At 65.1% G+C, this 21,081-nt stretch carries 15 protein-coding genes; 6 read left to right on the forward strand and 9 right to left on the reverse strand.

From position 1 onward, the window contains the following. Nucleotides 1-214: 214 nt before the first annotated feature. Nucleotides 215-2,701, reverse strand: coding sequence for a DNA ligase D (ligD, locus tag FJ949_RS21890; protein WP_140499059.1), 2,487 nt, complete (start codon nt 2,699-2,701; stop codon nt 215-217). 120 nt (nt 2,702-2,821) lie between these two features. Beyond that, entirely contained in the window at nt 2,822-3,046 is a 225-nt protein-coding gene (locus FJ949_RS21895) for a hypothetical protein (RefSeq protein ID WP_140499061.1), read from the reverse strand. A 342-nt stretch (nt 3,047-3,388) separates the two neighbouring features. Here FJ949_RS21895 and FJ949_RS21900 point away from each other — a divergent pair, with 342 nt between their 5' ends. Continuing rightward, nucleotides 3,389-4,654, forward strand: coding sequence for an NAD(P)/FAD-dependent oxidoreductase (locus FJ949_RS21900; RefSeq protein WP_140499063.1), 1,266 nt, complete (start codon nt 3,389-3,391; stop codon nt 4,652-4,654). A gap of 107 nt (nt 4,655-4,761) precedes the next feature. Continuing rightward, complete coding sequence (locus tag FJ949_RS21905) at nt 4,762-5,949, forward strand: ATP-grasp domain-containing protein (RefSeq protein WP_140499065.1); 1,188 nt, start codon at nt 4,762-4,764, stop codon at nt 5,947-5,949. A 12-nt stretch (nt 5,950-5,961) separates the two neighbouring features. Here FJ949_RS21905 and FJ949_RS21910 read toward each other — a convergent pair whose 3' ends face one another. The 4 genes from FJ949_RS21910 to FJ949_RS21925 form a co-directional block, all read right to left on the reverse strand. Beyond that, the gene (locus FJ949_RS21910; protein ID WP_140499067.1) at nt 5,962-6,780 is read right to left on the reverse strand and encodes a class I SAM-dependent methyltransferase; all 819 of its coding nucleotides are present in this window, start codon (nt 6,778-6,780) and stop codon (nt 5,962-5,964) included. Between the two features lie 22 nt (nt 6,781-6,802). Next, nucleotides 6,803-8,014, reverse strand: a complete 1,212-nt coding sequence (locus tag FJ949_RS21915) for a GNAT family N-acetyltransferase (RefSeq protein WP_140499069.1) — start codon at nt 8,012-8,014, stop codon at nt 6,803-6,805. Nucleotides 8,015-8,496: 482 nt separating this feature from the next. Next, nucleotides 8,497-9,798, reverse strand: a complete 1,302-nt coding sequence (locus FJ949_RS21920) for a hypothetical protein (protein WP_181169975.1) — start codon at nt 9,796-9,798, stop codon at nt 8,497-8,499. Continuing rightward, nucleotides 9,795-10,964 (reverse strand): glycosyltransferase, encoded by a 1,170-nt coding sequence (locus tag FJ949_RS21925; RefSeq protein ID WP_140499071.1) that lies wholly within the window; start codon nt 10,962-10,964, stop codon nt 9,795-9,797. The genes FJ949_RS21920 and FJ949_RS21925 overlap by 4 nt, the downstream gene beginning before the upstream one ends. Nucleotides 10,965-11,258: 294 nt before the next feature. Here FJ949_RS21925 and FJ949_RS21930 point away from each other — a divergent pair, with 294 nt between their 5' ends. Together FJ949_RS21930 and FJ949_RS21935 are read left to right on the forward strand one after the other, a co-directional pair. Further along, a complete protein-coding gene (locus FJ949_RS21930; protein WP_140499073.1) occupies nt 11,259-12,419 on the forward strand; it encodes a DUF1972 domain-containing protein in 1,161 nt (386 codons plus the stop codon). Next, on the forward strand, nt 12,416-13,675 hold the full coding sequence (locus tag FJ949_RS21935) for a cellulase family glycosylhydrolase (RefSeq protein WP_140499075.1): 1,260 nt from the start codon (nt 12,416-12,418) through the stop codon (nt 13,673-13,675). The genes FJ949_RS21930 and FJ949_RS21935 overlap by 4 nt, the downstream gene beginning before the upstream one ends. A gap of 33 nt (nt 13,676-13,708) precedes the next feature. Here FJ949_RS21935 and FJ949_RS21940 read toward each other — a convergent pair whose 3' ends face one another. Beyond that, on the reverse strand, nt 13,709-14,578 hold the full coding sequence (locus tag FJ949_RS21940) for an NmrA/HSCARG family protein (protein WP_140499077.1): 870 nt from the start codon (nt 14,576-14,578) through the stop codon (nt 13,709-13,711). Between the two features lie 103 nt (nt 14,579-14,681). Between FJ949_RS21940 and FJ949_RS21945 the strand changes: the two genes are divergently transcribed. Further along, nucleotides 14,682-15,572 (forward strand): LysR family transcriptional regulator, encoded by an 891-nt coding sequence (locus FJ949_RS21945; RefSeq protein WP_140499079.1) that lies wholly within the window; start codon nt 14,682-14,684, stop codon nt 15,570-15,572. A gap of 111 nt (nt 15,573-15,683) precedes the next feature. On the opposite strand, the gene FJ949_RS21950 is transcribed toward FJ949_RS21945, so the two are convergent. After that, on the reverse strand, nt 15,684-17,054 hold the full coding sequence (locus tag FJ949_RS21950; RefSeq protein WP_140499081.1) for a VpsF family polysaccharide biosynthesis protein: 1,371 nt from the start codon (nt 17,052-17,054) through the stop codon (nt 15,684-15,686). Nucleotide 17,055: 1 nt separating this feature from the next. Beyond that, nucleotides 17,056-19,188: an exopolysaccharide transport family protein gene (locus FJ949_RS21955; protein WP_140499083.1), complete on the reverse strand. Its 2,133-nt coding sequence runs from the start codon at nt 19,186-19,188 to the stop codon at nt 17,056-17,058. 265 nt (nt 19,189-19,453) lie between these two features. Here FJ949_RS21955 and FJ949_RS21960 point away from each other — a divergent pair, with 265 nt between their 5' ends. Next, nucleotides 19,454-20,959: a formyl transferase gene (locus tag FJ949_RS21960; RefSeq protein WP_140499085.1), complete on the forward strand. Its 1,506-nt coding sequence runs from the start codon at nt 19,454-19,456 to the stop codon at nt 20,957-20,959. Nucleotides 20,960-21,081: the final 122 nt, after the last annotated feature.

The raw sequence follows: 21,081 nt of genomic DNA on the forward strand, positions 1-21,081 counted from the left end.
ACGCGGCCATGCACTGAAACTTTTCGCAGCGCTTTCGTCCGAAGGACGAACAAGGCTGCGCAAATCCTACACCGACCCCGCACCTTACCGGCAAATCCTGACGAAATGTTTTAGGACGCCGGAAGGGCCGCGAGTAGAGAATAATTCAAATTGTCAAAAGCGTCGATGGACTTGGGTTTCCTCGCCCCCGCGAAGCGGGGGAGAGGAAACCAATTTATTTGAACGTGGGCAAATCCCGAGCAAACTCGTCGATCTCAGCCCACGGATCGCCCGACGTTTCCAAGAGTCCCGGCAGCGACGCATAGTTCAGGTCCTGCGGCGCGTCGATCGTCTCCAGATCCGCCCAGCTCACCGGCGTCGAGGCCGGCAGGTTGGTGCGGGCGCGCAGCGAATAGGGTGCGGCGGAGGTGTGGCCGCGCGCGTTGCGGTGATAGTCGATGAAGATGCGCTTCTTGCGGTTGTCCTTGCCCATTGTGGTGGTGAAGGTGTCAGGCGCGCTTGCCGCCAGATGCGTGGAAATAGCGCTGGTCGCCTGGTGCAGCGTCTTCCAGTTCTGCCTGGCGGTCACCGGCACGGTGATATGGATGCCCTTGCCGCCCGAGGTTTTGGCGAAGGGGACCAGCCCCAGCCTCTCCAGTTCGCCCTTGATGTGCACCGCGGCCTCCACCACTTCGCGCCAGGAGATCCCTTCGCCCGGATCGAGATCGAAGACGATCTGGTCGGGCCTGTCGAGGCTGGTGCGATGCGTACCCCAGGTGTGGAACTCGACCACGCCGAACTGCGCCAGCGCCAGATAGCCCTTTGCGCCCTCGACCGAGAGGTAGGATTTGGTCTCACCCTCGGAATTGGTCGCCTCGAAGGTGGCAACCGAAGGCGGCATGCCGGTGAAGGCATGGCGCTGGAAGAAGCAGTCCTTCGGCAGGCCGGTCGGGCAGCGCACCAGCGACACTGGACGCCCTAGAATATGCGGCAGCATGAAATCTCCGACCAGCGCGTAGTAGACGGCGATGTCGAGTTTGGTCGGCCCGGTCTTGCCGAACAGGCGCCTGGTCGGGTTGGTTACCCAGATCGTGGCGAGGTCAGCCTCCGCGATCAGCCGCTTGCGCTTGGCCGAAACCGGCGTCGAGAGGCCGACATCCCTGAGGCCGCGAAACACCGCATGGCGCAGAGCATTGTCCGCCGTGCGGTTGGCGTAATGGATATGGGCTGAAAACAGCGGCTTCACCCAATGCATCTCGCGCATGATTTCGCGCGGCGCGCCTTCGGGCGCCATGGCGCCTGATGTGAGCGGCTCCAGCCGGGCCAGAAGATCGGCCGCGGTCTCGGCGTCGAAGCCGGTGCCGACCTTGCCGCGATAGTGAAGCTCGCCGTCCTCGAATTCGGCAAGGCCAAGCGCCGCCAGCCCCTCGGCTGCATCCGAAACGGTGTAGCCGGCGATGACAAAATCGCCGGTTTGCAGCGCCTTCGTCTTGGTCCAGCTCTTCGTGCGGCCGCTCTGGTAGGTCGCGGTTGCGCGCTTGGAGACGACGCCTTCCAGGCCAAGCTCCGAGGCCTGGTCGTAAAGCCCCTGCCCGTCGCCGCCCACGTGATCGCTGTACTGGATCGCGGAGTTGGCGCGCAGGCCGGCGAGCAGTTCGGCCAGCAGCGCCTTGCGCCTTTCCAGCGGCGCCTTGCGCAAATCCCAGCCGTCGAGATGCAGGAGATCGAAGGCGTAGAAATGCAGCTTGCTGCCGGCGCCCTCCGCCAGCGCGTCCTGCAGAAGCGCGAAGCGGGAAATGCCCTTGCCGTCGAGCACGACGATCTCGCCGTCGATGATGGCCTCCCGGCACGGCAGCTTGGCGAAGGCATGCGGCAGATCGCCATAACGCTTGGTCCAGTCGATGCCGCCGCGGGTGATCAGCCTGACCTCGCCACCTGTCAGATGCGCCATGGTGCGGTAGCCGTCGAACTTGATCTCATGCAGCCAGGACTCGCCGGTGCGGTCGCCAGGATCGTCACCGCCCGGCGGTTTCGGCACCTGTGTCGCCAGCTGCGGCTCTATGCGGGCGGCGGGAGAGGCCTTGACCGCGCCGGGCAAGGCGCCGGGCTTCAGCGTGCCGGGCCTTGGCGCAGCCTTGGCCGGCGGCGGCGCCACCAGCTCCTCGATACGGCGGCCGGATTTCACGCTCTCCGGCCGCTCTTCGAGGATGTCGAGCGTGGGATTGGAAGCGAGATCGCGCTCCTTAAACAGAAGCCAATTCTTCTTGCCCTCCTCTTCGCCGGGCTTCGGCTTCAGCCTGGTCAACATCCAGCCGCCATTGAGCTTTTTCCCGGCCAGCCGGAACTTGAAGGCGCCGGTGCGCAAGCTCTTCTCGACATCCTCCATCGGCGCCCAGCTGCCCGTGTCCCAGACGATCATCGGCCCGCCGCCATACTCGCCTTCGGGAATGACGCCCTCGAAGTCGATATATTCGAGCGGATGGTCCTCGGTCTCGACCGCCAGCCTTTTGTCGGCCGGATTGAGCGAAGGTCCGCGCGGCACCGCCCAGCTCTTCAGCACGCCGCCGACCTCAAGGCGCAGGTCGTAGTGATCCGCCGTGGCATGGTGCTTGTGGACGACGAAGCGGTTGCCCTCCTCGGCGATCAACCCACCCGCCGGTTCCGGCGTCTTCGAGAATTCGCGCTTGGCGCGGTAAGGTTTGAGCTTGGAGGGCGTCGTCATGGCATCGACCGTCGCAAGCCAGCCAATTGCAACAACAGAGCGCCATGCCTGCTCGAACGGTCCGATGCGGCATGTATCAGGGTGACTAGCCGAAACGTCGCTGCCAACCAGTCACCACGCTCAATCGTCGGCCGCCGGCGTCAGTTCGAGCTCAGCGGGCGACAGGCCCTGCCGCAGCTGGCTCAAGCGGAATTCGTCGACCCAGTAGGCCTCGCCATCGACCAGCACGCGCGCCCTATAGGTGCCGCCTGAAAAACTCTGCGCGGTGATGTAGACCTTGTGGCGGTCGAGCGCCTTGCGCACCGCGGCACGCTTGGAGTTCTGGCTGTTCACGGCACTGGACATGCGCTTCGCCCTCGGTCGCCCTGACACGGAACTCGACCGCTCTTCGCGGTCCGGCGACTGGCCCCAAGGATGGCGGAGAGCGGCGCGGGTGTCAATTTCCTCGCCGCGGCGGCTTCCCTGCAAGACGCAAGCATAGCCGACGGCATCGGCTCGATTATGTCCGCGAACCTGTGGGCTGGAACAATATGACATCTTGTTTGGCATATGCGCCGAGGCGGCTCGGCGCTTCTGCTTTCCGCATTGTTAACCTCGGCGCGCCTAGGAATAGGGCGGGCTCCGGCCGCGGCGCCAATGCGTCAGAGCGGCGCGGGGATGGCGCGGCCATCCAGGAGAACAAGGTTCATGACCGCTTCCGTGCGAAGCAATGACTGTGAAGTGGCTGTTGTCGGCGCCGGACCTTTCGGACTTGGCGTCGCCACGGCGCTCAGGGCAGCTGATGTAGACGTGCTTGCCTTTGGCAGCCCGATGGGCTTTTGGCGCGAGAACATGCCTCGGGGCATGCGGCTTCGCTCGCCCTGGCGCGCAACCTTTATCGGCAACCCGAACGGCCCGCTCTCCCTCGATTCCTACGCCAGCGGCCAGCGCGTCCAATTGCGCGAGCCATTGCTGCGGCAAGATTTCGTCGACTATGGAATGTGGGTTCAGGCTCAGGCGGTTCCGGATCTCGACACGCGCATGGTGAGCCGTGTCGAACGGACCAATGCGGGATTCCGGCTGATCCTTGCCGACGGCGATGCGGTTCGCGCCGGCCGCGTCGTCGTCGCCATGGGCCTGAAGAACCAGGAACTGGTGCCCGCCGCCTTCACCGGCCTGCCCTCCGAACTGGTCAGCCACACCAGCGCGCACATTGGATTCGAAGCCTTTGCCGGCAAGCATGTCGCCGTTGTCGGACGCGGACAGAGCGCCTGCGAATCCGCCGTCCTGCTGAGAAAGGCGGGAGCCGACGTCGAACTCGTCTGCCGGGGCGACATCCATTGGCTGGGCGCGCCGTCCAGCAGCCGGGGCCGCAATGTGCTCGGCGCCGCCGAGGAACTCCTGGCGTCGCCGTCGCGCGTCGGCCCGTTCCCGCTGTCCTGGCTGATCGAGGCGCCGGGTCTCGTGCATGGTTTGCCGGCGGCGGCGCGACGCTGGGTCAATGCGCGTGGCCTCAGGGCCGGCGCGTCAGGCTGGCTGCGGCCGGACTTCGGCGGCATCAAGGTCAAGGCCGGCCGCGTGATCGTCGGCGCCTCCGCCAGCAACTCCGGACTAGACTTGCGGTTCGAGAACGGCTCGACCGCTTACGATCACGTCCTGCTCGCGACCGGCTATCGCATAGACATCGGCAAGCTCGGGCTCTTCGCCCCCGATTTCCTCGATGCGATCGCCTGCCGCGACGGATCGCCTGTCCTTTCCACGGGACTGGAATCGAACATTCCCGGCCTGCATTTTGTCGGCGCCAGCGCGGTCGCGAGTTTTGGCCCGTTGATGCGTTTCACCGCCGCCACCCCGTATGCGGCGCAGGCCGTCACCCGTTTCATACGCACTGCCAGAAGCAAGGGGCAGAACGCACGGAGCTCCACCGTGAGACTGGGCGAAGCCTCGGTTCCCGCCGGCCCGAAGCCGCGTTGAGCATCGCGGGCCCCGCCATGTATCAGCGCGATCAGGCGGGGCTCTCGCCTGTCAAAGCGGAAGAGCTGGGCAACCGGCCGTGCCGGACAGCATGTGAGGATGTAGGCTTGGCGACGTCAGGCGCAGTGTTTCTTGGGGGCGCGCACGGCACGCTTGCCCTGGCGCGCAGCCTCGGCGCGCAAAAAGTGCCCCTCACCTACATCACCAATGATTCGCCGCTGCCGGGCTGGTCGCGATTTGTCGGAGCCACCATCCGCTGGCCCGGCCCAAACGATGAGCGGGCACTGCCGTTTCTGCTGGAAGCGGCGCCTAAACACCGGCTGGAGGGATGCCTCCTGATCCCGGCCGCCGATCCAGAGGTTCGCCTGGTCTCGGAAAACCTCGCCGCCCTGTCGGCGATCTATAAGATCTTGCTGCCTTCCTGGGATGCGTTGCAGTGGGTCTGCGACAAGCCTCTCCTCTACAGGCGGGCAACCGAGTTGCGGCTGTCCATTCCAAGGACCTATGACATCGCATCCATGGCGCAGGCCTCATCCCTGGACATGGTTTTTCCGGTCGTTCTCAAGCCTCACATGGGCGGCGGCAACACCCGCATCGCCAGGGCCAAGGTCGTCCAGGCCGACGACAGGGCCTCGTTTCTTGCCGCCTATCGCGACGCGGCCGAACAGGTCGGCGGCCAAAACGTCGTCGTGCAGGAGCGCGTGCCGGGCGGGGGAGAAAGCCAATTCTCTTACGCCGCGCTCTGGAACGAGGGCAAGCCGATCGCGGAGTTCACCGCGCGCCGCTCGCGGCAGTATCCGGTCGACTTCGGCTATACCAGCACCTTCGTCGAGATCGTCGACGAGCCCCGCGCCGTCGCTGCCGCGCGCACATTGCTGTCGTCGATCGGCCATAGCGGCCTGGTCGAGGTCGAATTCAAGCACGATTGTCGCGACGGCACGCTCAAGCTTCTCGACGTCAATCCGCGCCCCTGGTCGTGGTTCGGACTTTGCGCGCCTGCCGGCGTCGACCTGGGCGCGATGCTGTGGGAGACAGTGAACGGCCGGGCCACCGCAGCCGGTACCGCTCGCCCGGGAACGGCATGGATGTATCTGGCCCGCGACGCTGTTTCATCCGTGACGCTGATGCTGGGCGGCAGGCTTGGCATCGCGGCCTATGTCAACTCCTTCGCGACGGTTCGATCCTGGGCGGCGTTCGCCTCAAACGATCTGCTGCCGGGGCTGATCGAACTGCCGCTGACGGCATGGCGGGTGCTGACGAAACGGCTGCTGAACCCGGCCGGCCGCCGGCCCTGACAAAATCGCCCTTTATGATGGCCGGTAGTCGAAGATCGCGTAATCGATGGTCCGCACCGCGTCGAGGAAACGCGGCATGGGCGGCGTCACGCGTTGGTGGAAAGACCCGGCATCGTGGATGGCGGGCTTCGCCCATTCGATGGCCCTGTGGCTCGAACTGCCGTAAACGACGAGGCAGGGCCGCGGGTGCCGTTCCAGCGACGACACGAGATTGCCCAGCACGATTTCGAACACATCCCTGGAAAAGGGATTGTAGAAATAGACCAGCAGCGGCGTCGGCGGGAACTCATACGTCGCGGCATCCGCTTCGATGACCGCAATCTCGCGGCATTTCTGGGCCGGGCTCTTGTATCGCTCGATGTTGCGCCGGGCGATCGCGACGAGCTCCCGCGCGAACTCCACACCGACAATCGCGGCGAACGGGTAGTGCGACGCCAACAGGAGCGTGCGCGACTTGCCCGAACCGATATCGATGAAGGTGTAGTCTGCGAGATCGTCCGTCAACCTGTCCATGATGAAGGCGAAGGATCTGGGCGACGTGCAGACGCATTCATTGCCCTGGTCCCGGTGCGGTCCGACGACATCGAGCGCGTCGAGCCGGATCGAACCCGCCGTATCGACGCCATTGTCGCGATCCCACTGGCGCGCCAGCCGGTCGGCAACGAGATGGCGGATGTTGCGTGCGACGAAGCGGCCGCTGTCACCGAGGCCATGCCGCCGCACGAGCCGGAACGGTTCGAGGATTCCTTGCTGCCGGACGAACCGCAGCGCCCTTGCGATGCGTCCCCTCGAGCGGTCCTGCAAATCGATGCTGTACGTTTTACGGTTCATTGCGGATCGGCTCGGTTGCCTGTCAGCGCAAGCGGCGCAGGCCGCGTACCAGGCCTTGGCCGGCCTTGAGCAGCCGCGGTTTGGAGCGAATGAAAAGCTCGATCCGGCAGCGCAGCGAAATATAGGCGGTGGCGCCCCATCCCCGCAGCGTCATCGACTGGCACAGTTCGACCAGGACCGAACTGGTGGCGCCGATATGCTCCTTATAGCCCTGGCTGCCGACCGAAAGGTCGAAATAGTCGAACCCGTGCCCGCGCCCCCACATCATCAGCTTGCCGAACATCGTCAGTCCCGGCGGGGCGACGGCATTCTGGTCGATCCCGAGCAACAGGGTATGCAGCGTGCCTTTCCTGACCAGTACATAGATGACGGCGAGCCAGGCTTCCCCTCCGCGCAATCCGAAGATGCGCACCGAGCCGTCGGAAAGGCCATGCAGCGCGGCAACTCGGTAGAAGTCGACGACGGGTTCCTGCGTCAAGAGGTCGAAACGGCCGAGCTCGCGAAACCGCTTCAGTCGCAGTTCAAGGAGCGTGTCAAAGAGCGTTTCCGTAAGCGCCGGCGTGTCGGCCTCGACCAGGCTCAGGCCACCGAGCTTTTCGAGGCGGCGGCAATGCTTGTGAAAGCTCTTGGCGAAGGAGGGCCTGCAGATGCGCTTGATGAGCGTTTCCGGTTCGCCGTGCAGGACAAGGCCGGAGGTGATCTGGAGGGAATCGTGCGCCGCCGAAAGCAGCGCCAAAGGATTGGCGACTCGTTGGATCTGTTGCGGGATTCCCAAGATATGGATGCGATCCGCCGGTGGCAGCACGGCGCGGACTGCCGCCCATGCGGCGTCGGCGCCTTGCCTGGTCCATGCCCTGTCATCCGCCAGCAGCGGTGCCGAATAATCGCAGACGCCGCAGCTCAGCCATTCGATCACGGAGTGGCCCAGCGCCCGGCGCCGCATCAGCGGCAAAAGCATGACCGGCGCGCCCGTGGCGGCGTCGTTGACCTCGACGACAAGCAGTTCCGCGCCTTTGGGCATCAGCCGTTTGGCGATCCCCTCGACCCAAGCATAATGCTGATGCGCGGTGCACACGCCATCGGCCTGAAATCGCAGCCAGAGCGGCTTTACAGCGTCGAGGCTGGTGTGCAGCCGGGCTTTGAAGCACGCGGCTGTACCGGCGCTGGCGGCAGTCGGGGACAATAGCCCGTCGGATAGATCCGTGTTGGGAGCCGTTCCCGTGGCTTGCCACATGCTTCTCCTGTCCTCCCGGCCGGCCATAAACATCGTCCACGCAAGCAGTGTAAATCCCGCCAACTCAGGACCGCCTCGGGCAGCCGTGCGTTGGAGCGCACGAAAGCCATGGTTGCGGACCAATGGCAGCGCTTGCGATACCCCCCGCATCGTAAACCACGGCAAAGTTCGGTCAGGACCAGACCTTTGGCGCCCATTATGTTCGTTGCTTTCGCCTACCGGCCGATGGCCGAACTAGTCGAACCTTTGCCCGCGTGCCCAGCTCGTCGACCTGCCATGAGGCCCGGTGAGACGTTGGGCACTTGCGCTCAGGTCGATCGCTAGCATCAAAGCATGAACGGTGCGTTGATGGACACTCAGAAATTGCACCGATCGGTCGTGCCACGTCGGGGCCATTCGTGAGACCACGCCGACGACAAACGGGGCCTTCCCGCCGCGTGCGTCCGTTACACCCTCACTGCCTCGCCTGCCACCGGTCTCTGCTACCGTTTTACCGGGGCGAACGGGACCGACCGCCGCCACCCGCCCAACCAGCTGTCGCGCTGCTGGTCCGGGTGCTCGATGTTCCATATGCGGTGACGTGCGAAATACCATGACGCCGCAAGGACGAAGATTTCGGAGACCGCGGAACCCAACAGCGACCACGGCGGAGGCGCGATTGCCAGCAGGATTGCGATCAGCGTCAGCCCGATTATTGCGCCACCGGTCGTGATGAACGCGACGGTCCGGAAATCACCGAGGACCTCAAGGATGATGCGAGGCATGACATAAAGCATGACCGGGATGAAATTCGCGATCACGAAAAGTCCGATGAATCCGACCGAGGCATCCTGGAGGGCCTGGGATTTTATCATCGGCAGGACGAATAGGATGGCACATCCATAGACGAGGCCACCGATCCCCATGACCAGCGACCAGATCTTCGCTTGCGCCCAGACACGGCTTGTTTCGTTGTTACGCATCAGCTTCGCCAGCTCCGGCTGCGTCATGTTGAAGAGAGCAAGGCTGATGATGCGTAGTGGGGCAAACAGCACGAGGACCGCCGCCAGCGGTGCGTAAGCGGCGGGTCCGGCAATGCCCGCGACCAGCAGGGCCAGGCATTGACCCTGGATGTTCGTGGTGGTCGCGCTGAACGCCGACCAGCGCAGCTGCGGCCAGAGCCTTGTATAGCGGCGGCGCGTCGGCATGCGGAAGCTGATGCGAGGTGTGCGGCGCGCCAGCCGAACCAGGACGACGATGCCGAGTAGATTTGCGGCCGCAAGCGCATAGAACACGGTTTGCAGCGCGTCCTTCGCCAACCACATGGTCAGTCCGGTCAGGATGATGCCGGTGATCGTGAAAGCGGCGTCGCTGATGGAGACGATCACCTGCTGGCGCCGAGCGAACAATGCCGTGCGCATGTGGCTGCGCAGCGACCATGCGCCGACGAAGCAGCCCGCGGCGATGCCGCTCGGATCGCCCAGCAGATGCATCAGGATCGCCGTGCCGACCGCCATCAGCAGCGACACTACCAAAGCCGCTGTTCCGAAGGCCACGTCATGGGCATCGACGCCGGCACTGTTGGTGCTCTTGCCCATCCATATCGAGGCGGGGACGGCAGTGAGCGAGCGGATGTACGACAGGCCGACGCCGCCCATCACCATGCCGATGGCGAAGAGACCGTAACCTTGCGCCGACAGTATGTGCAGCAGCGCGATGTTGAGGGCAAAGTGAAAGCCGCTCTGCATCGCCTCGCCGCCGACCATCAGCACGAGGCGTCGCAGCAGATGGACCGGGAATTTCACGGCCGGGTCTCCGCCTGGCGGGCGGTTGCCGGCCTGCCCGGCCTCGCCATCGTCACTTTCAGCTTGTCGGCGGCGATCGCCGCGATCGCGGCCGCTGCGACCGGTTCGCTGAAGACTGTCTCGTAGCGCGCACGGCCGGCGGCAATAAAACTGCGCCAGGCCTCGGGCCGCAGGATGATCGCCTGCAATTTCGCGGCAAGGGCGGCGGCGTTGTTCGGCGGAACATGCCAGCCGGTCTCCCCGTCGCTGACCACCTCGACCAGCCCGCCGATCGCCGATACCAGTGGCGGCCGACCATAGGCCATCGCCTCGATGGCGACGCGGCCCAGCGATTCCGGGCGCCGCGACGGAACGGTGACGATGTCGGCCCAGCGGTAGTGTTGCGAGGGGTCCGATATGAACGGCAGCACGCTGACGCGATCGGCCAATCCCATGGTGTTCACCAGCTCGGCCAAGGCCAGTTCGCGCTCGGTGCTTTCGAAAGCGCCGCCCACCAGCCGCACTTCTATGCGCGAGCGCAATTCCGGCGGCATCGAGGCGACCGCCTCGAGCAGCACCTCCTGGCCCTTGATCCTGTTGATGCGGCCGAGCAGCAGCACCCGCAACGGCCGGCTGCCGTCATAGTGCATCGGCTCGACCGCAGGCGGGCCGGCAACGCCATTATAGACCACATGCGTGCGTGAACGTCCGGCAATGCCGAAAGCGGCGCGCGTGGCGCGTGAATTGAAGATCAGGTCGGCATGGCTCCAGCGCATCAAGGCGACCAGGATCGTGCGCATGAAACCTTCGGGGATCTCGTGGATATGCAGGACAGCCTTGTGAGGCAGCAGGCGGGCGGCCAGCGCATAGTCGGCCACGATCGAGGTGTTGACATAGACCAGATCGCATTGCCTCAAACGTCGCCATGCCCGCCATAAGGCCAGCGGCAGGCGCGCCATCTCGACGGTCGCGAGGCGCAGGATGGCTTGGCGCCGCAACACCCAGAGCGGCTCGAAGACGATCCGGCTGGCATGCGGTTCGAGGATCTGCACGATCGGCCCGCTGCGCGGCAGCACGACTTCGATGTCGGCGGACGGAAACGCGGCGCGCAGGGCTGCGACGCTTTCCGCGAAGCTTCGGTCGGAGCCATAGAGTTCGTAGCCCTGATGAACGCAGGCAATCCGCATCTTAATATCCCGCCAGGTTCATACCCCATCCAGCATCGCGCGAGGCGGATGGCTGCCGAAGTCCAGGGGCAAGAATCATGCCCGGTCCGCTTTCCCAGGCGGTTAGGCCGAGGAACCCCAGCAACGCCTCGTTTCGATACAGATACGCCCGGAAAGTTGACCGATAATGAAACAACTCCGGCGTTTGGTAAGAATTTTTTACGACGTTCTGCGACAGTTGCTCCCACTCTTGCCCGGCTGGAAGTCGCAGGGTGGGTTCTGGTGCAATGAACATTCCGGAAAGTCCCGTCGGCCATGACATCAAAGCCCTCCATCCTGATCCTGGGAACGCGCGGCATACCCGCGGCCCACGGCGGTTTTGAAACCTTCGCCGAGAAGCTGGCGCTTTTCCTCGCCGGACGCGGCTGGAGGGTCGGCGTTTACTGCCAGGACGAAGTCGAGCGTGTCGAGCACAGGGTGCGCAGCGAAACCTGGCGCGGCATCGAACTCATCCACATCCAGGTCGCCTCGAAAGGTCCGCGCGCGACGCTGGAATTCGACTGGCAATGCGTGCGCGATGCCGTGCGGCGGCCCGGCGTGTGCCTCGTGCTGGGTTACAATGGCGCGCTTTTCCTGACCTGGCTCAGGCTGATGCGGCGCAAGATCATGACCAACATGGACGGCATCGAATGGCGCCGCCCCAAATGGGGCCTGGCGGCGCGAAGCTGGTTCTGGCTCAACGAATGGATCGGCGCCTGGACCTCGCATCGCCTCGTCGCCGATCATCCTGTCATCGCCGATCATTTGGCGACACGCCGGCCGCGCAGCGCGATCGTCACCATCCCCTATGGCGGCGATCCGGTGACGACGGCGCCGGAGGCACCGGTCAGGGCGCTCGGGCTCGAACCTGGAAAGTACCTGATCTCGATCGCACGCATCGAGCCCGACAACAACATCCTGCCGATCGTCGAGGCCTTTTGCAGCAAAAAGCGCGACATGAAGCTGGTGGTGCTTGGAACGCTCTCGGATGAAATCCCCTATCACGCCGCCATCCGCAAGGCCGCGAACGGCTCGGTGGTCCTGCCCGGGGCCATCTATGACCAGGCGACCGTGAAGGCGCTGCGGTACCACGCGCGCGCCTATATGCATGGCCACACGGTCGGCGGCACCAACCCGTCATTGGTCGAGGCGCTGGCGGCCGGCAACATGGTGATCGCCCACGACAATCCCTACAACAGGTGGACCGCGGGCGCCGCCGCCCTCTATTTCACCGATACCGGCACTTGCGCCGGCCGGATCGATCGGGCCATCGAAGACGACGCCCTGGTCGAGAGTTGCGGTGAGGCCGCCAGGGCGCGCGCCCGCGAAGCCTTCCGCTGGGAAGACGTGCTGCTGGCCTATGAGAATGAAGCCTTCCGGCTGCTCGGCGTCGTCGCCGGCGAGGCCGTTCCGGTCGACCATCCCTCGCACGCATGACGACGTGGTCGCGCCGGCGGGTTCTCGGAGCGGCGCTGTCCACGGCGGCGTTGTTCGCGCCGCTTTCTCCCGTGTCGTCCAGCCTGGCCGCCACCGGCGAATGGCGCTTCCGGCGCGGCGTCAACGCCTTCCCCTGGTTTTCGCTGACGCGCGAATTCCCCGCACCCCGTACCGACTACGACTGGCCTCCATTCCAGCAGCGGCCGGTCCCGACGGCGGCCGATCTGCGCAGGCTGCGCGCGACGGGTCTCGATTTCATCCGCCTGCCGGTCGATCCCGGCCCGTTCCTGGCCGGCGATGCCGGCACGCGCGGCCGTTTGCTGGCGATGCTCGATCGGGCCGTCACCGCCGCCCTCGACGCCGACCTCGGCATCATCGTCAACGTGCAGGCCAATAGCGCGACCCACTATTGGAATCCGCACCGCATGGTCTCCAGCACTGCCGCGCCCGCCTTCGATCTCTATCGGACGCTGATCGGCGAGCTTGCCGGCCGGCTGGCGCGGTTTCCATCGGGCAAGGTCGCGCTGGAGCCGGTCAACGAGCCGCAGCAATCCTGCGAGTCCAACGTTTGGTCGCAGGTCCAGTTCGCGCTCCTGACCGAAGCCAGGGCATCGTCCGTTACCCTGCCGCTGGTCGTGACCGGTGGCTGCGGCTCCATGGTGAGCGGGCTGACCGCGCTCGATCCGGCGCCGCTCTCGCCCTTCGAACCGATCCTGTTCACCTTCCACTTCTACGAGCCCTACCTGTTCAGCCACCAGGGCGCGCCGTGGATGAGCGAGCCGGTCTACCGCTCGCTCAACAACGTGCCGTGGCCCGCCTCGGCCGGTTCGCTCGAGGCGACGCTGGCTTCGGTGCGGGCGCGCATGGCCGAGGACACAGAAACCTCCGAAGCGGACAAGAAAGCCGCCTACGCGGAAACCGAGCGCGTGCTGAAGGTCTATTTTGACGCCCAGCCCGGCCGCTGGTTCATCGACAAATATCTTAGCCAGGCGCGCGATTGGGCCGATAGCCACGGCATCGCGCCCGAACGCATTGTCATGGGTGAGTTCGGCGCGCTGCGCACCGACGCCCGCTATGTCGCCGCGCCCGATCCCGACCGCGCCCGCTACATCGCCGACGTCAGGCAAAGCGCCGAGTCGTTCGGCTTTGCCTGGGCCTTTTGGGCCCTCTTCGACGGCATGGGCATGATGGACGACACCACGCGCGCTCTGGACCCGGCGATGATCGAGGCGCTTGGGCTGGAGATGCCGGGCTAGACTACGTATCCCCGTTGCTTGTCCCTGCTTCCGTCAAGCGGAGGCAGCGATCGCCGAGGCGAAGTCGCGATATGGGCGCAGTGGGCGTCCGAGCAAGGCAGTCAGGCGCTCGACGTCGCCGGCCTCAGGCAGCATCCCGTTGGTCAAGAACCGCTCGCCCATCAGGCGCATGTCGTAGGCCATCCAGGCGGGCAAGAGTTGCTTGAGATTTTGCTCGAAGCCTTCGGTATTGTCGCCGCCGTAGTTGATCGGGCGGCCAAGCACCTCTGACCAGATTGCGGCGATATCCGTCCCGGTCAGTGTCTCCGGGCCGACGAGGTTGATCCGGTCGAGCACAAGCGGCTCCGCAGACTGTTCGCGGCGCAGCAGCTCGAGGGCGGCGATCTCGGCGATATCACGCACGTCGATCATGGCGAGCCCTTTGGCGCCGATCGGCATTGGGTAGGTGCCGTAGCCGGTGATGACGTCTTCGATCATCAGATCGTTCTGGATGAAGTAGGCCGGGCGCAAGATCGTAGCCTTGAAGTCCATCTCCTCGATCATCCGCTCGACGCCGAACTTGCCCGCGAAATGGGGTACGTTCACATAGACGTCAGCGTGGACCACAGACAGATAGACGATCCGCTCGATGCCGGCAGATCGGGCGACGTTGAGCGCGACCAAAGCTTGGGTGAATTCGTCCGGTACCACGGCGTTCAAGAGGAACAGAGTAGAGACTCCGGACATGGCTTTCCGCAGCGAATCGACATCGAGAAAGTCGCCTTGCACGACGGAGACGCCTGCCGGGAAGTTGGCTTTCGACGGATCGCGGACGAGAGCACGCACATCCGCGTCGCGCTTGACGAGATGTTCGACGACTTGGCGGCCAATGTTGCCCGTGGCGCCGGTAACGAGAATGGTCATGAAATTTCTCCTGTTGGATTGCTTGACAGCTCCAATATGTGTGGCTCACTAACAGCCCAACAGGCGGAAATTTTAGACACGTCGTCTCACTGGTGGAACACACATGGACCTCCTTGCCCTCGCCGATTTCAATCTCGTTGCCCGTCATGGCGGCTTCGGCAAAGCGGCAAGGGCGACCGGCCGGCCCAAGGCAACCCTGTCCCGGCGCGTTGGCGAACTGGAAAGCAGTCTTGATCTGCGCCTGTTTGAACGGGGTGCGCGTAACCTCAAGCTCACCGAAGAAGGACGGGCGCTCTTCGAGCGGACGGGAGCGTTGCTCGCCGAACTCGACGAGACCGCTTCGGCGATTGCCTCGGGCGGTCAGAGACCGAAGGGGAAGCTGCGGATCAGCGCGCCTTTGCATTTTTCTCAGACCGCAATGGGAAGGATCGCTGCGGGTTTCGCCCTCAAATATCCGGAGGTGAGGCTGGAGGTCACGACCGAGGACCGGGCCGTGGACATGATCGAGGAAGGCTATGACCTTGTGATCCGGGTCAATCCGGATCCCGACGAAAGCCTGGTCGGACGGGCGTTTCTGCGCGATCGTCTGGTCGTGGTGGCTCGCCCCGACCTTCCTCGCCCGACCGGTGGACTTGCCGCTCCTGGCGTTGCGCGCGGGGCAGGCGATCTGCAGACATTGCACGTGAAGACACAAGGTGGCCGGTCAACGATCAGGATCGAGCCGGTCCTCGCCTTGTCGACGCTCATCATGGTCCGGGACGCGGTGCGGGCCGGCGTCGGTGCGGCACATCTTCCCATTTCGTTGGTCAGCCACGACCTGGCTGACGGGACACTGGTAAGTTGGGGGGAGATCGACGGCCCCGAGATCGCTCTATGGACGCTCTACCCCTCTCGACGGCTACTCAGCGCGCGAGTGTCGGCGTTCATGGACTTTCTAAAACAGGCCTTCCCGAACGGCACGCCCGATGAACTGGCCGCCTATATTGGCAGGTGACGACCGCACCCGCTTTCGGGCGTGGAAAGCCTTAAGAAGCGCTTTCCCGGCGTCCTGGCTGAGCCCCATGTCACATGCCGGCGTCTTGGCGAAACGCGGGGGAACCTGCCGCTAGCGGTGGAGAGGCAGCCCTCTTCGCGGGTCGTCTCCAGTTACGCGCGCTGCTTGCGTCTTTTGCCGCGCCACCGCCCGCGCCGGCCGGTACAGCACCAGCGCCAGCACTACGAATTTGGTCAACAGCGTCGTCTTGGAGGCGAGGGTCTCGGAGGTGTTGAGCAGGATCAGCCAGCCCAGCATGGGCAGCCAGATGCCGGGATGGCAGCGGCGTGCCACCTCGTGCATGAACAGCACGAAGCCGAACAGCATCAGCAGGGTAAAGAAGGCGCCCTGATAGAGCACCATGCGTATGATCGGGTTCTCGATGCCTTGTTCCAGGCCGTTGATGCGGCGCATGCTTTCGATCAGATCGATATCAGGCCCCACGATCAGGTCGCCCAGCCCTAGATTCTTGAAGAGGTCGAACATTTCGACGCGGGCATTGGCGCTGCCGCTGTCGGACACGAAGCGCTCCAGCAGCGCGTCGAAGAAGCCATAGGAAAAGAGAAGGGCGACCGCCACCGGCAGCAGCGTGGCGAGCAGGACCGCAAGGGCCGCGCCCAGCAGGCTGACGCGTCCATGCCGCAGATAGGCAACGCCGCTGAAAAGCAGATAGATGCCGCCGAGCGCGAGCGTGATCACCATCGCCGAACGTCCGCCGAAGGCGACCAGCGCCGCGGTTTGCAGGCCGATCAGCGAAAGCCGCAGCGGCATCGACAGCGACCGTGAGCCGGAGAGCAGCGCCAGCACATAGACCGCGGTGATCGTGGCATTGGCCAGCGGATGGCCCTGAAGCGCGGTCGAGCGCAGGTCCGTGAACACCTCGCCGTCGAGCCGGTAGGGAAACACCAGCGTCTTGGTCGCGAACTCGAACAGCGCCAGCACCGCATTCGCCGACATCACCGCGTGAACGACCGTCTGCAGCCGCGCGAAGGTCCGGTCGTCGTCCTCGGCCAGCATCAGCACCAGCAGCGCCGCCGTCACGAACGTATCGACCATGCCCGCCATGCCCGGGCGATGCCTGACGACGACCACCACCAGGAGCACGACCGAGATGACCGCCATCAGCGCGCTGGCCGGCCGCCGGTCGGCAACGGCAGCCATATAGCCGACCGGATTGCCGAACGTGCATGAACGCCAGGCAAACACCAGCACCAGGAGATAGGTCGACGGATGGATCTTGGTGGCCGGACTGCCGAGCAGGCCGTCGTAATTGTAGCCCACCAGCCATAGCATGCCGCCGGAAACGGCGAACAGCACCGCCACCGTGACGACCAGGCCGAAGCGGGTCACCCAGTCGATGGAATTGCCGGTGCGGGATGCGGCGGCGGCTTGACCCGGCGCGGCCCAGCCGGCTGCCGGGCTGGCGGGCCGGACGGCGGCCATGTCAGGCCGCCTCGTCGACCAGCAAGGCGCCGGTCGGCAACCGCCCCATGACGGAAATGGCCTGCGAGGCCGCCGCGACATCGCGCATCGGCGTCGAGTTCAGCGTGGCGACGAGCAGGATTTCGTCGGCCATCGCTACCAGCGGCGAGGCATTGAGGTTGTCGGCCAGCGCGCCGCCATCGATGACGACGAGTTCGAAGTTGCGGCCCGCCTGGGCCAACATCTGCTGGGCAAAATAGACGCCCTGCGCTTCCTGGAAGACGGCCTTTGACCGGCCCCTGCCCAAAAGCGCGACATTGCTGCCGGGCGTATACTGGCTCAACGCCTCGATGCCGTATTCGCCGCGCAGCACGTCGAGTACGCCCGGCTGCTGATCTTTCTGGCCGCCGCCGGCATTGGTATCGATGAACAGGATACGGCCGCCCCGGGCGGCCGCGGCATTGGCCAGCAAGCGCGCCACCCTGCCGCGATGCGCGGCGTCCTCGGGCGGCGACGTCACCAGTATGGACGGCACCAGCGGCCAGTCCGGCGGGCGCCGGCCCGACGAGAACATGCGCCTCAGCGCCAGCCCCACAACCGCGTCCGTCTTCTGGCTCGCCGCGGCGGCCGTGCCGCCGAAAGGCCACCAGCGACGGGTGTTGCCCGATTTTGCCGGCACCACGCCAAGCACCGGCGCGTCGATGGCCGATTGCATCTGCGCGCTGGAAAGCACCGTGGGCGAGGAATATTCCGCGATCAGCGCCAGGCCGGTGCCGAGCCCCAGGCCGCCGAAGAGCGCGCCCAGGACAAGCAGCGACAGCGGCGGCCAGCTCTTCTTCAGGGCCGGCATGGCGCTGGAGATGATCCGCGCATTGGTGCTGTCGACGTTGATCTGCTCGCGCGTCTCCTGCACACGCTGCAGATAGTTGGCATAGACGGAGCGGACGGCCTCGAGATCGCGCTGCAACTCGCGCAGCTTGACCGAAGCCTGGTCCGTATCGAGCGACTTGGTCTTCATGCCGGCGACCTTGGCCTCCAGCGCCTGCTGGTTGGCCAGCGCTCGCTCGTAGTCGGTCTCGGCAGCCGCTCCGATGCGGCCGAGCTCTCGCCCGATCAGCGCACGCGTGTCGCGCAGCTGCTGCTGCGCCGCGATCATCGAGGGATGGCGTGGCCCAAGTTCCGTGCCGAACTGCGATACCTTGTCGACAAGCGTCGCCTCCTGCGCCCTGAGGCTCGAAATTACCGAGGAGCGCATCGCTTCCGAGGTCGCGTCCGGCGCCCCGCCCGACCTGCGCAACTGGTCGACCTGCGCCTTCAGCGCCGCGGTACGGCTTTGCGCTGCCGAAAGCTGCGTATTCAGCTCGGTCAGTTCCTGGTCGCTGACCAGATTGCCTGCCGCCATCACCATGTTGTTGGCGGACCTGTAGGCCTCGACGGCATTCTCGGCCTGCTGGACGCGCTTGCGCTGCTCATCCAGTCGCGCGGCGATGGCGTCCGAAGCGTCCTTGGCCATCCGCGCGCGTGAGCTCGCCTGATCCGCCAGATAGGCCTGCGCGATCGCATTGGCCAGCATCGCCGACTTCTCGGCGTTCTTGGTGGTGATGATCACCTCGATGACCAGCACTTTGTCCGCTCGCCGCACCGCCAGGCGTGCGCGCAACGCATCGAGTGTCTTGGCCGTCTTGTCGGCTTCGCCCGACCCCGAACCCAGCAATCCGCCGAGTAAGCGTCCCAGCATGCCCTGCCCGTTGAATTCAGGATCCTCAGTCAGGTTGGTCGCCTTGATGGCCCTGAGCAGCACCCCCGTCGACTGGACGACGCTGACCTGGCTTTCCACACGGGTTATGCCGCCGTCGGGCGGCACCTGGCTCGGATTGACGTCGTTGCTGACCACCTGCAGGTCTTGCGGATCGATGATGATTTCCGCCGCCGAGCTGTAGAGCGCCGGCGTCAAAAGCCCATAGAGCAGGGCGCCGAGGGTCAGCAGCGCGGTGATGGCAAAGATGAGGGAACGGCGGCGCATCAATATGCGCTTCACGTCGCCCAGCTCGACGGTCGAGGCCGGGTAGGATGGCGCCAACGGCACCGCTTCGGGCGCGTATTGCATCGCCTCCGGAGCGTATTGTTGCGGCAACGAGAGCAGGGATGATTGCAAGGGTCGCTCCGACAACACTCCATGCGCCTGCAAAGATCAAATTGCGGCTTTGTCTTAGCTATGCTTCCAACTGTTAAAACACTGTTAATTATATTGAGAGCTCTTGTGAATTTTGGCACGGAGTTTGCCTAGAAGAGGCGCGAGTGTTGATACGGCGCGGGCAACGGGGGAATGACATGGAATGGGGCAACACTTCATCCGTCCGGCCGTTTCCCGCGTCCAAACACCGGCCCAATACCGAACATCACAACGATGAGGATGCGACATGCAGGTGAGCCTGCGCCTGGACAGCGAATGCCCGCGTGCCTTTCACCTGACGCTGCTGGAGCGCCTGGCGGCGCTGGCGCATGTCGAGGTCTCTGTCGATCTCGGGCCGGCCGAGGGCGGCATACCACCCAGCGCCGCGGCGCTGTTTCAGCTGGAAACGGCCATCCATGGCCTGTCCGCGAACGGGCTGGCGAAACGCCTGCCGCTTTCGGCGCTGGCGCCCTATCAAGCGCGGCCGCCGGCAGCGCCCGATCTGGTGATCGACCTCTGCGGCGACGTGCAGCGCGAAGGAACCCGCGTCTGGCGCGTGACCTATGATGGCGCCGCGGGCGAAGCTGCCCTGCTGGCGCTGATCCTCGATGGGCGAACGCCGATTGGCCGTATAGAGGAAAACGGTACGTACCTCGCCGAAGGCCGCTTGGGCACCGAATATGGCGGCATCGCGCTTGCCTCGTTCCAGGATATGCTGGCGCGCACCGCGAGCCTGATCCTGGCGGCGATGACCGGCGCGGCGCGGCACGCTCTCCCCGTCCTGCCGGAGCCGGCGCACGGCAATGCCGCGCCCGCCATGCCGTCCGCCGCCAAGCTTGGCGTCAGGGCTGGCAAGGCGCTGGCGCGGCGCGTCGTCCAGAAGATCTACCATCTCTGCTACAACGCCCCGCACTGGAAGGTCGGCTGGCGGCAAACGCAGGGGCAGGACCTGCTCGACCTGCGGGCGCATCCGGCAACGGGCTGGCAGGTGCTGCCCGACGACGGCAGCCGCTTCTACGCCGACCCGTTCCCGATCCTGCATCAGGGCAAGGTGACCCTGTTCGTCGAGGACTATATCCACCGTTTGGGCCGGGCCATCATCTCCGCCGTGCCGTTCGGCCCGTCGGGGCCGATCGGCCGCCCGGAACCGGTGCTCGACCTGCCCTATCACCTGTCCTATCCGTTCGTCTTCGAGCGCGACGGCGAAGTCTGGATGGTGCCGGAGAGCTGCGCCAACCGCACGGTCGACCTCTACCGCGCCACCGCCTTCCCTGGCGGCTGGGTCAAGGAAGCGACGCTGCTGTCAGACATCGTCGCCAGCGACGCCACCCTGGTCGAGCATGGCGGACGATGGTGGCTGTTCGCCACCGTCAGGGACGGCGGCGGCGCCTTTTCCGACGCGCTGCATCTGTGGTCGGCGCCGGACTTTCGCGGACCGTGGACGCCGCACCCCAAAAACCCCGTCCTGATCGACATCGCCTCGGCGCGACCGGCGGGCCGCATGGTAGAACGGGAGGGCCAATTGCTGCGCCCCGTGCAGGACTGCCGCAGGAGCTATGGCGCGGCGCTCGGCATCGCAAGCATTGTTCACCTGGACTTGGACGGCATGAGCCAGGTTGTCGAGACCATCTTGACGCCTGGCGCGTTATGGAGCGGGCGCAAGCTGCACACGCTCAACGAGGCGGGCGGCCTTGAATTCATCGACGGTTCCGCGATCGCGCCGCGCTGGAAGCAAACGAGCGGCAGGCGCTGACGACGGCCTGCGCATAAGGTCGATACGGCCCTCCCGCAAAAAGCCCCCGCCAGTCATGGCCGGCGGGGTGAGGCTCTGGAGTAAGCCGGAATCGGTCCGGCATGGATCAACGTATGGAGCGG

It is taken from the genome of Mesorhizobium sp. B2-4-1 (assembly GCF_006442185.1).
Classification (GTDB): Bacteria; Pseudomonadota; Alphaproteobacteria; order Rhizobiales; family Rhizobiaceae; genus Mesorhizobium.